This is a genomic window from Pseudomonas sp. BJP69 (assembly GCF_007633355.1).
Taxonomy (GTDB): Bacteria; Pseudomonadota; Gammaproteobacteria; order Pseudomonadales; family Pseudomonadaceae; genus Aquipseudomonas; species Aquipseudomonas juntendi.
Map to the genome: position 1 here is coordinate 2519312 of NZ_CP041933.1, position 12238 is coordinate 2531549.

General features: G+C 63.9%; 14 protein-coding genes. 9 read left to right on the plus strand and 5 right to left on the minus strand.

What is annotated here, in order from left to right:
* Window position 1 precedes the first annotated feature (1 nt).
* The 7 genes from FPB55_RS11565 (at window position 2) to FPB55_RS11595 (ending at window position 5758) form a co-directional block, all read left to right on the plus strand.
* Window positions 2-1285 carry an MFS transporter gene (locus FPB55_RS11565; protein WP_144188210.1) on the plus strand — a complete coding sequence of 428 codons (1284 nt, stop codon included), beginning with the start codon at window positions 2-4 and terminating at the stop codon, window positions 1283-1285.
* Window positions 1286-1432: 147 nt separating this feature from the next.
* A complete protein-coding gene (locus FPB55_RS11570) occupies window positions 1433-1609 on the plus strand; it encodes a KGG domain-containing protein (RefSeq protein WP_009686902.1) in 177 nt (58 codons plus the stop codon).
* A 58-nt stretch (window positions 1610-1667) separates the two neighbouring features.
* On the plus strand, window positions 1668-1868 hold the full coding sequence (locus tag FPB55_RS11575; RefSeq protein WP_115294096.1) for a hypothetical protein: 201 nt from the start codon (window positions 1668-1670) through the stop codon (window positions 1866-1868).
* A gap of 20 nt (window positions 1869-1888) precedes the next feature.
* Entirely contained in the window at window positions 1889-3220 is a 1332-nt protein-coding gene (locus tag FPB55_RS11580; RefSeq protein ID WP_115294097.1) for an iron-containing redox enzyme family protein, read from the plus strand.
* Entirely contained in the window at window positions 3220-4173 is a 954-nt protein-coding gene (locus FPB55_RS11585) for a class I SAM-dependent methyltransferase (RefSeq protein ID WP_144188212.1), read from the plus strand. The genes FPB55_RS11580 and FPB55_RS11585 overlap by 1 nt, the downstream gene beginning before the upstream one ends.
* A gap of 80 nt (window positions 4174-4253) precedes the next feature.
* The gene (locus FPB55_RS11590; protein ID WP_144188214.1) at window positions 4254-4841 is read left to right on the plus strand and encodes a nucleosidase; all 588 of its coding nucleotides are present in this window, start codon (window positions 4254-4256) and stop codon (window positions 4839-4841) included.
* A gap of 95 nt (window positions 4842-4936) precedes the next feature.
* Window positions 4937-5758: a Ku protein gene (locus tag FPB55_RS11595; RefSeq protein WP_009686897.1), complete on the plus strand. Its 822-nt coding sequence runs from the start codon at window positions 4937-4939 to the stop codon at window positions 5756-5758.
* A gap of 23 nt (window positions 5759-5781) precedes the next feature.
* Here the strand turns inward: FPB55_RS11595 and FPB55_RS11600 are convergent, their stop codons facing one another.
* The 5 genes from FPB55_RS11600 to ligD are packed head-to-tail and all read right to left on the minus strand — an operon-like array spanning window position 5782 to window position 11371.
* The gene (locus FPB55_RS11600) at window positions 5782-6441 is read right to left on the minus strand and encodes a glycosyltransferase (protein WP_009686896.1); all 660 of its coding nucleotides are present in this window, start codon (window positions 6439-6441) and stop codon (window positions 5782-5784) included.
* Entirely contained in the window at window positions 6438-7037 is a 600-nt protein-coding gene (locus FPB55_RS11605; RefSeq protein WP_047150154.1) for a class I SAM-dependent methyltransferase, read from the minus strand. Before FPB55_RS11605 ends, FPB55_RS11600 begins: the two co-directional genes overlap by 4 nt.
* 11 nt (window positions 7038-7048) lie before the next feature.
* Complete coding sequence (locus FPB55_RS11610) at window positions 7049-7804, minus strand: PIG-L family deacetylase (RefSeq protein ID WP_054881613.1); 756 nt, start codon at window positions 7802-7804, stop codon at window positions 7049-7051.
* Complete coding sequence (locus tag FPB55_RS11615; RefSeq protein ID WP_009686893.1) at window positions 7801-8844, minus strand: acyl-CoA dehydrogenase family protein; 1044 nt, start codon at window positions 8842-8844, stop codon at window positions 7801-7803. The genes FPB55_RS11610 and FPB55_RS11615 overlap by 4 nt, the downstream gene beginning before the upstream one ends.
* Before the next feature lie 25 nt (window positions 8845-8869).
* On the minus strand, window positions 8870-11371 hold the full coding sequence (ligD, locus tag FPB55_RS11620) for a DNA ligase D (protein WP_144188216.1): 2502 nt from the start codon (window positions 11369-11371) through the stop codon (window positions 8870-8872).
* A gap of 128 nt (window positions 11372-11499) precedes the next feature.
* Between ligD and FPB55_RS11625 the strand changes: the two genes are divergently transcribed.
* Window positions 11500-11964, plus strand: coding sequence for a phosphotransferase system, HPr-related protein (locus tag FPB55_RS11625; protein WP_115294101.1), 465 nt, complete (start codon window positions 11500-11502; stop codon window positions 11962-11964).
* Window positions 11961-12185, plus strand: a complete 225-nt coding sequence (locus tag FPB55_RS11630; protein WP_009686889.1) for a metallothionein — start codon at window positions 11961-11963, stop codon at window positions 12183-12185. Before FPB55_RS11625 ends, FPB55_RS11630 begins: the two co-directional genes overlap by 4 nt.
* Window positions 12186-12238 lie beyond the last annotated feature (53 nt).

The following is a 12238-nucleotide window of genomic DNA, read 5'->3' on the forward strand; positions in this document are numbered from 1 at the left end:
TATGACTGCCTGGCGGCGGCGCCTGGATCAAGGGCTGAACATACAGCCCGGCGAAGGCCCGGCGGTTATCGCCGGCCTGCTGCTGTTCTATTGCCTGTTTACCGGTTACTTCATGCTGCGCCCTGTGCGCGAAACCATGGGCGTTGCCGGTGGCGTTGACAACCTGCAGTGGTTGTTCACCGGAACCTTCATCGCCAGCCTGGCATGCCTGCCGGTGTTCGGCTGGCTGGCCAGTGGCGTGCAACGCCGGTTCATCCTGCCTTGTACCTATGGTTTTTTTGTCAGCAACCTGCTGCTGTTCGCTGTGTTGTTTACCCGCACACCAGACAACCTGTGGGCGGCGAGGGCGTTCTACATCTGGCTTTCGGTGTTCAACCTGCTGACCATCTCGCTGGCCTGGAGCGTGCTCGCCGACCTGTTTTCTACGGCCCAAGGCAAGCGCCTGTTCGGCCTGTTGGCCGCCGGGGCCAGCCTGGGTGGCCTCAGCGGGCCGATCCTGGGCACGCTACTGGTGGCGCCGCTGGGCCATGCCGGGTTGCTGCTGCTGGCGGCGGTATTCCTGCTCGGCAGCATTGGGGCAAGCCTGTTTCTGCAGCGCTGGCGACAGCGCCATCCGTTGCCAGCGTATGCCGAGCGTGGTGCAGCAAGGCCGCTGGGCGGCAACCCACTGGCCGGTGCCACTGCGGTACTGCGCTCGCCTTATCTGTTGGGCATTGCGCTGTTCGTGGTGTTACTGGCAAGTGTCAGTACCTTCCTGTACTTCGAGCAGGCGCGCATCGTCAGCCAGACTTTCACCGACCCCACCCGGCAAACCCAGGTGTTCGGCTTGATCGACAGCGTTGTGCAAGCCTTGGCCATCCTCACGCAAGTCTTCCTCACCGGGCGGCTGGCACGTCGCCTGGGGGTAGGCATATTGCTGATGGCCGTGCCGCTGGTGATGGCAGTGGGCTTCTTGTGGCTGGCGCTGGCCCCGGTGTTCGCGGTGTTCGTAATGGTCATGGTGGTGCGCCGTGCAGGGGAGTATGCGCTGGTACGACCGGGGCGCGAGATGCTGTTCACCGTGTTGCCGGCCGAGGACAAGTACAAGGCCAAGAACTTCATCGACACCGTGGTGTACCGGGGTGGCGACGCCCTCAGTGGCTGGCTCAAGCGTGCCCTGGACGTGATGGGCGAACACCCGCAACTGGCCATGCTGATTGGGGCGGTACTGGCCGTGGCCTGGGCGGCCACCGGCGGTTGGCTTGGCCGCCGTCAGGCCCATATGGATAACCCGCCGCGCGACTGAAAGGTGCGCCAAATAAGCACTTGCCGCTTATTTAATGCCACCGGTCCGAAGCCTGCCAATTGAAACGAATCCCGACCCGAGCCTGTACTCCGAATTCATGTACGGCGCTGAAGCCGTGCATCCCGAAATCATATGAGGTTTCAGACCATGGCCACTAAAGACAATAGCCGTACCGGCAACCAACAAGGCAGCCAGGGCGGTAACAAGAACTCGGGCAACTTCGCCAATGACCGCGAAAAAGCCTCCGAGGCAGGCCGCAAGGGTGGGCAGCATTCCAGCGGCGGCCAAACCAGTGAATCGGGCCGCAAAGGCGGCCGCTCGTAAACGAGACCCTGCAGTGCCGGGGAACCGGCACTGCCATCGAGTAGCCCTGGAGGTCGTTATGCAATGGTTACCTGTGGCGGCCCTGTCGGGCGCCCTGTTGCTGGTTGGCGGCTGTTTCGACCGAGACAATGGCCACCCCGGCAAAGACAACGCCGACACCACCAAGCCGTCCCTGCAAATGCAACAACCCAGTGAAAAGCCCGCCCCCCAACCTGCGCCAGATCCTGAACCGATGCCAGGTCAGAAACCCAGCCAATAAACGCGCATGAGGAAAACGGCATGACGGTCATGACACGCAAGACCGCCGCGACAGTTCCGGCCTCACTGGCCACAACCAGCCTGCAACAGCGTTACGAAGCCTTGCTGGCAGGCACTCATAACGCTGGCGCGCAATGGTTGAATGAGCAACTGGAGCGTGCCCGGCACTTGCCGGATGACCTGCCAGCCGACCCTGTGGAGCTTGAAGCCTGGAGCGCGCGCCACGCCGGGCAAGTAGCTCAAGGTTTTGCCGCCTACTTGGCACAACGCCAAGAAGGTGGGCCACGCCGCTATTTTGCCACGCGCGCGCAAGCGCTATGGTTCCTGCAACAGGTGGCACCGACCAAGGCGGTGGATGGTGCGTGGTTGCACAGTACGTTGCGGCATTGGGCAGACCCGCGCTACCACGGGTTGATCCGGACCTACCTGGAAGAATTGGGCAGCGGTGATGTGCGCTGCAACCATGTGGCGATCTATCAGCGGCTGATGAGCCGCCTGGGTTGCCTGGAGCCGTTGCACCTTGAAGACGAACGCTATTTGCAGGGGGCACTGCAGCTGGCGCTGGGCCGCTACGGTGAGGACTTCCTCCCTGAGCTGATCGGTTACAACCTCGGCTACGAACAACCACCGCTGCATTTGCTGATTACTACCTATGAACTCGCCGAATTGGGCATCGACGGCCAGTATTTCCAATTGCATGTCACGATCGACAACGCCGCCAGCGGTCACGCCCACCTGTCAATCCAGGCCTTGCGCCAACTCAGCCCGCGCAGTGACCCCTCCGGGTTCTACCAGCGAGTACGGCACGGCTACCGCCTGAATGACCTTGGCGTGGATACACCCACCCTGGTCAGCCTTTTCGACCTAGAAGCGGAATTGGTGCAGGCCTTGGAACAGAAGCGCCAGTTTGGCCAGTTCATGCATTCAGACCGGTGCCGGCTGCAGGGGCGCACCATCAACCAATGGCTGGCAGAACCTGGCGCCATGCCGCACTTTCTGCAGGCGCTGCAGGCGCAGGGCTGGATTCGCCGCGGTGAAGAACCCGCGCAAAGCCGCTGGTGGGCACTCGTGGATGGGCCATCAGCACCGATGTACGGTGTGTTCACCGCCTATGAAAAGCAGTTGTGGCACGACTGGATCGCAGCAGGTTGGCAGTCGCGCGTTCGTCGCGTGCTCCCCGGAAGCTGGCAGTTGCCGGCATCCCCGGAAGGTGACGCTGTGAATGTCGACGCGCACGATATTGAAGCGCTCATCGAACGTATGGCTGGTAATCGTCACGCGACGCCTGACGGGCTGCAGGCGACCCGCGCCTATCTGCAGGCTACGGGGATGATCCAGGAGCAAGCGCGCTGATGGTGCCGGACCCGCAAGTACTTGCCAGTGACGATGCGCTGGTGGAATTGGGCCAGCGCCTGCGTGCCGCTGGTTACCGTTTCACCTGCGTGACACCGGCCACACACGCTCGCGTCATGGCCCGCTGCGCCGGCGAGCAGGCACGCACCCTGCGCGATGTGTTCGGCTGGAGTCAGGCGTTCAGCCCCGGGCTGGTAACCGCGGATCTAATGGCCCTGCTGCAGCGCGCGGAGGGCTTGACTGCGGCACCTCAACAGTCGTTTCGCAGCGCGGTGCGCTGGTCCACCCTGGATGACCTGTTACTGGTGCATTCTGCCTACCCGACCGAGGCCGCGGACGCGGTGTTCTTCGGCCCAGACAGCTACCGCTTCGCCCAGGTCATCCATGACCACCTGCGACACACCCCCAACCGGGTTGAGCATGCCGTAGACATTGGCTGTGGAACCGGCATTGGCGCCTTGCTGATCGCGCGGGCGGCGCACCATGCGCAGGTTTCTGCGGTGGATATCAACCCGCTTGCCCTGCGCTACACCGCCGTGAATGCAGCGTTGGCTGACGTCAGCAATATTTCGGTGAAGCACAGTGACCTGCTGGACGATGTGCCCGGCAACTTCGACCTGATCGTTGCCAACCCGCCCTACATGCTCGATGTGGGCGAGCGGACCTACCGGCATGGCGGTGGCGCCCTGGGGGCCGCGTTGTCGTTGCGGATTGTCGAGCAGGCTCGTGAGCGGCTGACCCCGGGCGGCTCGTTGCTGTTGTATACCGGTGTGGCGATTGTGGACGGCCATGATCCCTTGCTCGAGGCTGTTCGCCTGCGTCTGGCCGGCCCCACGTGCTCTTGGGTGTATCGGGAAATCGACCCTGATGTGTTCGGGGAGCAACTGGCTGAGCCGGGTTATGAAGCCGTGGAGCGGATAGCCGCCGTAGCCCTGACGGTTACCCGCCTGTAGAAGTGTCACGGCGCACTTGCAATTGGCCGGGGTTGCCCGACAATGGCGCGCCCCTTGCCGCCACACGGACCACCCGCACCATGATGCTGACCACGCAATTCCCCGATATCTCCCTGGATGACACTTTGTTCGTTTTCGCCCTTGAAGCCGAAGCGGGCGAGGTGTTCCGCGAAATGAACACCGTGTTCACCGGTATCGGCAAGGTCAATGCCGCTATCGCCCTGACCAAGGCTATCGCTGTGCGCCGCCCCAGGCTGATCGTCAACCTGGGTTCTGCTGGCAGCCAGCGCCACGGTAAAGGCGTTGTCGTGTGCTGCAACCGTTTCGTGCAGCGCGACATGGACGTGACGCCGTTGGGTTTCGCCCGTTACGAGACGCCACTGGCGAATACCCCGGTGCTACTCGAACACGGTGCGGCCATACCCGGCCTGGCGCTGGAAACCTGCGGCAGTGGCGACAGCTTCGAAACCAACCACAGCGATGCGCTTTACGACGTGGTCGACATGGAAGCCTATGTGCTGGCCTTGATCGCCCGCAGCGAAGGTATTCCGTTTGTGTGCCTGAAGTACATCTCCGATGACGCGGGCAGCGAGGCTGCCGGTGATTGGGCCGTACAGGTTCACCTGGCGGCCGAAGCGTTCAAGCGTGTGCTGTTCAACGCGGTCTGATTGCCGGCCATTGGTGGCCGTGGGGCAATGCCATTAAACCTTCGCCACCCGGTGCAGTCACTGTTGGTATCGGCAGCCAACTTTGGAGCAGTGTCATGGCTCGGGCAATCTGGAAAGGCGCTATCAGCTTCGGGCTCGTGCATATCCCCGTGGCCCTCAACACTGCGGTGCGCACCGAACGGGTGGACTTCGACTGGTTGGACAAGCGCAGCATGGAGCCTGTGGGCTACAAGCGGGTGAACAAGGTCACCGGCAAGGAAATCGACAAGGACAACATCGTCAAAGGCGTGGAGTATGAAAAGGGCCGCTATGTGGTGATCAGCGAGGAGGAAATCCGCAAGGCTCGCCCTGAAGCCACCCAGACGATCGATATCTTCTCCTTTGTCGAAGCTGGCGAAATACCCCTGCAGCACTTCGATACCCCGTATTACCTCACCCCCGACCGGCGCGGCGGCAAAGTCTATGCATTGCTGCGCGAGACGCTGGAAAAAACCGGCAAGGTGGCGCTGGCCACGGTGGTGCTGCACACCCGCCAGCACCTGGCGCTGCTGCGCCCTCTGGATGACGCGCTGGTGATGATCACTTTGCGCTGGCCCGAGGAGGTGCGCGGGCTGGAGACCCTGGAGCTGGACAGCAGTGTGACCGATACCAAGGTCGACAAGCGTGAACTGGACATGGCCAAGCGCCTGGTCGAAGACATGAGCGGGCCGTGGAAGCCCGAGGACTACCATGACGCCTTCCGCCAGACCATTCTGGACCTGGTGGAAGAAAAGGCCAGCAAAGGCAAGATCGCTACAGTCGAGAAAGGCAAGGCCGCCAGCGCCGAGAAAGGTGCTGATATCCTCGACCTTACCGAGCTGCTGAAACGCAGCCTCGGCGGCAAGAAGCCGGCGAAGAAGCCGCGCAAGGCCTCCTGAGCGAAGCCCCGCAAGCGCTTCGATCAAACCAGAGCCTGCAGACCCGCCAGGTAATCGCCAAAGCCTTCCCGGGCGCGGCTGTCGCGGCGGCTGCTGGTGGCCACGCTGTGCCTGGCCGTCCAGACGATCTGCGCGCCACTGGCTTGCAGGTCGCTGACCAGTTGCACGTCTTCATGGGCGGCCAAGGGCTGGAAGCCGCCGACTCGCGCATAGGCGTCGGCGCACACGCCCAGGTTGGCGCCATGAATGTGCCGGTGCCCCTCGCGCTGCTCGTAACGGCTTTGGTAGAGCTGGCGCAGGGCTGCCGTCTGCCACGGCTGCCAGTATTCGACGTGTACCGTGCCACAGACAACCTCGGCACTGCAGGCCAGCTGCGACAACAACCAGTGCCCCGGTACCCGGCTGTCGGCATCGGTACAGGCCAGCCACCGCGCACCACGGTCGACCATGTGCGCCGCGCCCACCCGCCGGGCCATGCCCACACTGCCAGCCTCCACCTCCAGCACCTGCACACCAAAACGCCGCGCCACGGCGGCGCTGCCATCGCTGCAGCGGTCGAGCACGACCAGCACCTCGACCCGATGGCCAGCCTGCTGTGCCTGCACGGCGGCGATCAGCACCGCACGCAGGCAACGGCCGAGGCGGCGGGCTTCGTTATGGGCCGGAATCACGACGGCGATCATGGGCAAGTCTCGTCTAGGTCGACCACACTGGGCTGGGCTGACCAGTACTCGAGCACGAAGTCCGCTTCATCATGCTGGAACTGCTTGTAGAGGGGCAGGTGGCGGGCCAGCATGCGATGCACTTCACGCCCATCCTGCGGGCAACCGACAATGGGGTGCTTCCAGTGGCATGCCAGCAGGCCGCCGTCGTAAGACAGGCTGGCGACCGCTTGTTCGATTACTTGCAGCCAGTCGGTGGGGTCCAGGTAGTAGCCCACCTCGCTCAGCACGATCAGGTCGAAGCGCCCACCAGGCCAGTCTGCCGGGAGCCGCGCAAGTTCCACAGACGCATTGTGCATTTGAGCCAAGCGTTCGCGGGCCAGCCCCACGGCGGTGGGATCGAGGTCCTGGCATAGCAGTTCCCCGCTGCGTTCGGCCAGCAGTGCGCTTAGCTCGCCATTGGCGCAGGCTGGTTCGAATACCCGCTGGTAGCATTGACGGGGCAGGCTGGCCATGACCAGCTCGCGCTTGCGCTTCTCGTACCAACGGGTGCGAAAAGCCCACGGGTCTTCATTGGTCGCATACAAGTCGGCGAAATACTGTGGGTCGAGGCTCATGACAACTCCAGTCAAAGGAACACCAGTTCGAAAGGTTGCAGCAGGCAATCCAGCAGGTTTGCCGGTAGCACCGGCGGCCGCTCACCGTCTGCCTGCAACTGGCTGGCATGGGCGGCGAGGGCCTTGCGCTTGCGCGCCAACCGGGCTTCATCCAGCTGCAGGCGGTGGGCACGGGGCCAGGGCAGGCGAGGGTCGTCGGGTTGCGCCCAGTGCCAGGCCCAGACCGGGACCTCGGCCAGTTGCACTTGCCGCGCCAATGCCGCGTGGGCGGCGGCGCGCCCGACGGCCTCGTGGTCGCAATGACCGTCATTGCGCCAGGTAGCCATCAACAGGTCGTCCGGGCGCAACAATTGAGTCAGATGGCTGACGAGGAACGCTTCCTCTCGCGGCAATTGGCCGTCCTTGAGGTTGAGCCGGCGCCAGTCCACGCGGTTCGGGTCCAGGTCAAGCTGCTGCAATGCCAGGCGACTTTCCTGGGGGCGTTGGCGACGCAGGCGATGCTCGCTCCACTGGGTTGAGCCAGGGTGGCTGCCTTCACCATCGGTTGCGGAAATCAGCACCAGGTCGGCTTCACGGCCTTTGAAGCTGCTCAGCAGGCCGCCTGCCATGAGGATTTCATCATCCGGGTGGGGCGCAATCATCACCAGGCGGCGCCCAGGCGGGCAGAGCCGGGCGGGGTCGAGCCATGTGGCCCGGGCGAGGTGGGCGGCCTGCTGCCAGTCGGCCCAAGGGGTGCCGCTGCTGGCCTGGATCAAGTTCTCACTCATAGCTGCCACGCTCCTGCCGGCACCTGCGCCAGCTGTTGGCCCAGCGCTGCCAGGTCACGCTCCGCGTGGCTCTGGCGCAGATACACCGGCAAATCGGCGCTCAAACGGGCGAAGTGGCTGTTGCGGCAGAACGGTGTGGCACCCAAGGCCCGCCCGACATGGCTGATGACCTGGTCCACGGCCTGCTCGACCTGGGCGCGGGTGCGCCGCACTTCAAAACTGGCATCTGCACCCGGCTGCCGGTCGATCCAGGCGGCGCATTCACGCAGCGCCGCACGCGCACCATACAAAGCGGCGTCCACCGCCCCGAGGTGGGCATCGGCATGCGGGTCGGGCCGCGGCTTGCGGCAATACTCGCGCAGGTAGTCGGCCAGGGCCTCGGCCGCACCATACCAGCACGCGGCGATACCGCCGCCGCCGTGCCAGAAACCAGGGCGCGCCAGGTACTGGCCAGGTTTGCCGATCAGCGTTGCCGGGGTGTTGTCGAAGGTAACCTCGACGCTGGCCGTGGTAGCCATGCCCACGGCTTGCCAATGCTCGATGTTCAGCCCCTGGTCAGGCTGCGACAGTTCGATGGCGACCAACTGCTGCTGACCCTGCTCATCCCAGGCCGTGAGCAATGCCCGGTCGATCTGCAACGCCCCGGAACACCAGGCTTTGGTGCCTTGCAAACGTACCCTGTCGCCGTCGCGGGAGGTTATGACCGCGCGGGCATCAGGTGGCTCGGCGGCCCACACGCCCCAAATGCCCTCTGCCACGTGATGTGCAGCTGCGCACTCCGCCAGAATCGCCAAAGCATCGGTGTGCCCTTCATACAGCTTGGCCAGGGCCAGGTCGCAACCCGCCACGCGGGCCAACGTCTGCCAACGGCGCAAGGTATTGCCCTGGCCTGGCAACGGCAGCAGGTCCAGGTGGTCGGCCTGCAGCGCCTGCATCAGCTGAGGCAACTGAGTGTCGAGGTTGAGGGGCTGTTGACGATCACCAAATGTACGCAGTAGGCGGTCGAAATGGGTCAGGTTGAAGTCCTGGACGATGCTCATGGGCGGGTCTCCTGATGCGTGGCCACTAGGCAAGCCCCAGCTGTTTGCGCATGCGCGCCGTAATAGACTGGCGGACCCTGCCCAGGTCCGCCCACGGGTCGTCGACCTCTGCCAGGCGCGCGGGCAGGTTGGCGATGTTCCATTGGTTGGCGGCTTTGAGCGCGGTCAGTTCCTCACGCCAGATGGGCACCGACACCGGCATGCCTTCCCGTGCACGCAGGGAATAGGCACACGCGGTTGTTGCCCCCCTGGCGTTGCGCAGATAGTCGATGAAGATGCGCCCGATGCGGTTCTTGGGCCCTGAAACAGCGCTGAGGCGGTCCGGAAACAGCTTGGCCAGGTACTCGACGATGGCATGGCTGAAGGCTTTGACCTCGTCCCAACCCGCGCGGCGGGTCAGCGGTACCACCAGGTGCATGCCCTTGCCGCCGCTGGTCTTGATGAACACTTTCAGGCCAAGCTCGTCGAGCAGGGTGAGGGTGAGTTGAGTGGCTTCCAGCATGGCCTTCCAGGGCAGCGCGGGGTCAGGGTCGAGGTCGAGCACGAAGCGGTCGGGCTTGTCGAAGTCCTTGTCAGTGGCATTCCAGCTGTGCAGCTCGAGCATGTTCATCTGCACCGCGCCCAGCAGGGTATCGGCGCGGTTGATGACCATGGCCGCCTGGCCGGCCTGGGCCTTGTCGTATTCGAGCACATTGGGCAGGTGCAGCTGGCTGGCGTTCTTCTGGAAGAAAAGCTCACCGGCCAGGCCATCGGGTGCGCGCACCAATGCCACCGGGCGGTGCTGGATCTGGGGTAGCAACCACTGGCTGACGGCGGCGTAATACTCGGCCACATCGCGCTTGGTCACGCCCGTGGTAGCGTCGATCACCCGGTCAGGGTGGGTAAGGTGCAGGTCCTCTGAAAGCGGCGCTGCTTTGCCGCGTTTGCGGCGGGGCGTTGTGTTGGTGGACATGGGGCGTTCCAGGTCGATGGCGGTGGCGGGCTTGTCATCGCGCAGGCCATGGAAGACCGAATGGCGCACAATGCCGTCCCGGGTCATCTGGGCATACGCCACTTCAGCCAGCAGCTGCGGCTTCAGCCAGTGCACACCGCGGGCTTCTGCGCCGCTGGGCGGGCGGGTCACGGCGGGCTTGGCAATTTCCAGTGGCTGCAGGCGCGTATGGATGCTGGCCAGGGTGGCAGCCGTGAAGCCGGTACCGACCTTGCCGGCATAGCGCAGCTCGCCATTGTCCGGGTCGTGCAGGGCCAGCAGCAGGGCCCCGAAGCCGCTGCGGCTGCCTTTGGGGTCGGTGTAGCCAACCAGCACGAACTCCTGGCGGCGCTTGCATTTGAGCTTGATCCAGTCCCCGCTGCGGCGGCCGCTGTAGGGGCTGCCCGCACGTTTACCGATCAGCCCTTCGAGTTCCAGGCGGCAGGCGCTGGCCAGCAAGGCGTCGACCGGTTCGTCGAAGTCGGCGGAATACTTGAGTACGTCTGACGGGGCGTGATCGAGGAGGGTTTTCAGCGTTTCGCGGCGATCCTGTAGCGGTGCCTGCCGCAGGTCCTGGCCACCCAGAAAGGGCAGGTCGAACACGTAGTAAGTGATGTGCTCGTCCTGCTCGGTGTCGAAGGCGTTCTGTAACGCCTGGAAGTCCGCTGCGCCATTTTCGTCAGCCACTACCATTTCGCCATCCAGCCAGGCCGAATCGATACCCAGCGCGCGCAGTGCCGCGAGCTGGCGGGGCATCTTGCTGCTCCAGTCATGGCCGTTGCGGGTGAATAGCCGCACATCGTCGCCGTCGATACGAGCCAGGATGCGATAGCCATCGAACTTGACCTCATAGCGCCAGTCGCCCTGGGGCGGCGTGTCCACCAAGGTGGCCAGCTGTGGCTGCAACTGGTTCGGCAATGCGGCTTGGCGAACCTTACCGGGGCGCTTGCGGGTAGCCCGCGGCTTGGCGGCGGCTTGCTTGGCTGCCGGCTTGCGGGGGATCAGGGTGCGGTCACTGAGCACACTGTCGGGCTGCGCGTTGACGATGCTGTACTCGGCTTCGCTACGGGCCTGGGCATCGTGGGATTTGACCAGCATCCATTGTTCTTTCTTGCCCGCCAGGTGGGTGCGGAACAGGTGCCACACCCCCGACAGTTTTTCGCCTTGCAAACGAAACTTGAGCTTGCCCTTGGCATAGCCCTGATGGGCGTCGCCCTCCGGCTCCCAGATGCCGCGATCCCAGACGATGACATCGCCAGCCCCGTAGTGGCCTTCAGGGATGTGGCCCTCGAAATCGGCATAGTCCAGCGGGTGGTCCTCGACATGCACGGCCAGGCGGCGCACGTTCGGGTCCAGCGACGGGCCTTTGGGGATCGCCCAGCTCTTCAACGTACCGCCCAACTCCAGGCGGAAATCGTAATGCAGGTGGCTGGCGTCGTGTTTCTGAATGCAGAACTGCAGCGCATGGGCTTTTTTGCCACGGCTGCGTTTGCCACTGGGCTCGGGCGTTGCGTTGAAGTCGCGCTTGCGCGCGTATTCCTGCAGGGGCTTGGCCATGTCCGGCTCCGGGCAAATCGCACTCTGTAGAGGTGGGAGGCGCCGGGCAGGCAGGGAGTTCAAAAAACTCTGAATCTTCGGCCACCGGATGCAGTCGACCGAATGCAGCCAACTGACGGAGAACGTACATGGCCCGAACAGAAGATCCTAAGCCCTACACCCCAACCGAGATCGACGACACCGAGGACCGCATGGGCAGCGTGCACGAACTGGACTTCGATGAGCGCCTGGACGAACGCCAGGGGCGGGTAGGGGACGAGCGCCCGGCGAGCGAGATGGAGCGCGAATTCCCACCAGAGCGTGTTGCCGAAAGCGGCATGACGGGTGGCGAAGCGCTGAGCGACAGCCTGCATGAAGACAACGTCACCTACGACGACCTGAGCCCGGATACGCTGCTGGATGAAACCGGCGCCCGTGACCCGCACGAGCCCGGCGGCGGCGACGGCCCGGCTGATATGGACCTGCGCGAAGTGGATGCCGACGAAATCGGTGGCGGCTTTGGGCTGGATGAAGCCGAACTGGCACGTTCCGCACCGCTTGACGGGGAACCCTGGACCGATGATGTGATCGATGACGAGGAGAGCAGATCATGAACCAGCAACGTTGTGCCTGTACCGACTGTTCCTGCACCGTGGATGCCAATGCCTTGCAGCGTGACGGCAAGGCCTATTGCTGTGAGGCCTGTGCCAACGGCCATAGCCATGGCGAGGGCTGCAGGATGCAAGCCTGCCATTGCAGCGAAAAACCGGATGAAAATGCCGTAGACAATGCGCTGGATGAGACCTTCCCGGCGAGCGACCCGATTTCCCCTTAAGGTCGCCTTGTTGGCGCGGCACCAGGCCGCGCCGACGTTAAGCGCGCGTGACC

Bases quoted from the DNA above. Each gene is read 5' to 3' on its own strand.
- FPB55_RS11565 (WP_144188210.1), top strand. From the start codon at position 2: ATGACTGCCTGGCGGCGGCGCCTGGATCAAGGGCTGAACATACAGCCC.
- FPB55_RS11570 (WP_009686902.1), top strand. From the start codon at position 1,433: ATGGCCACTAAAGACAATAGCCGTACCGGCAACCAACAAGGCAGCCAG.
- FPB55_RS11575 (WP_115294096.1), top strand. From the start codon at position 1,668: ATGCAATGGTTACCTGTGGCGGCCCTGTCGGGCGCCCTGTTGCTGGTT.
- FPB55_RS11580 (WP_115294097.1), top strand. From the start codon at position 1,889: ATGACGGTCATGACACGCAAGACCGCCGCGACAGTTCCGGCCTCACTG.
- FPB55_RS11585 (WP_144188212.1), top strand. From the start codon at position 3,220: ATGGTGCCGGACCCGCAAGTACTTGCCAGTGACGATGCGCTGGTGGAA.
- FPB55_RS11590 (WP_144188214.1), top strand. From the start codon at position 4,254: ATGATGCTGACCACGCAATTCCCCGATATCTCCCTGGATGACACTTTG.
- FPB55_RS11595 (WP_009686897.1), top strand. From the start codon at position 4,937: ATGGCTCGGGCAATCTGGAAAGGCGCTATCAGCTTCGGGCTCGTGCAT.
- FPB55_RS11600 (WP_009686896.1), bottom strand. From the start codon at position 6,441: ATGATCGCCGTCGTGATTCCGGCCCATAACGAAGCCCGCCGCCTCGGC.
- FPB55_RS11605 (WP_047150154.1), bottom strand. From the start codon at position 7,037: ATGAGCCTCGACCCACAGTATTTCGCCGACTTGTATGCGACCAATGAA.
- FPB55_RS11610 (WP_054881613.1), bottom strand. From the start codon at position 7,804: ATGAGTGAGAACTTGATCCAGGCCAGCAGCGGCACCCCTTGGGCCGAC.
- FPB55_RS11615 (WP_009686893.1), bottom strand. From the start codon at position 8,844: ATGAGCATCGTCCAGGACTTCAACCTGACCCATTTCGACCGCCTACTG.
- ligD (WP_144188216.1), bottom strand. From the start codon at position 11,371: ATGGCCAAGCCCCTGCAGGAATACGCGCGCAAGCGCGACTTCAACGCA.
- FPB55_RS11625 (WP_115294101.1), top strand. From the start codon at position 11,500: ATGGCCCGAACAGAAGATCCTAAGCCCTACACCCCAACCGAGATCGAC.
- FPB55_RS11630 (WP_009686889.1), top strand. From the start codon at position 11,961: ATGAACCAGCAACGTTGTGCCTGTACCGACTGTTCCTGCACCGTGGAT.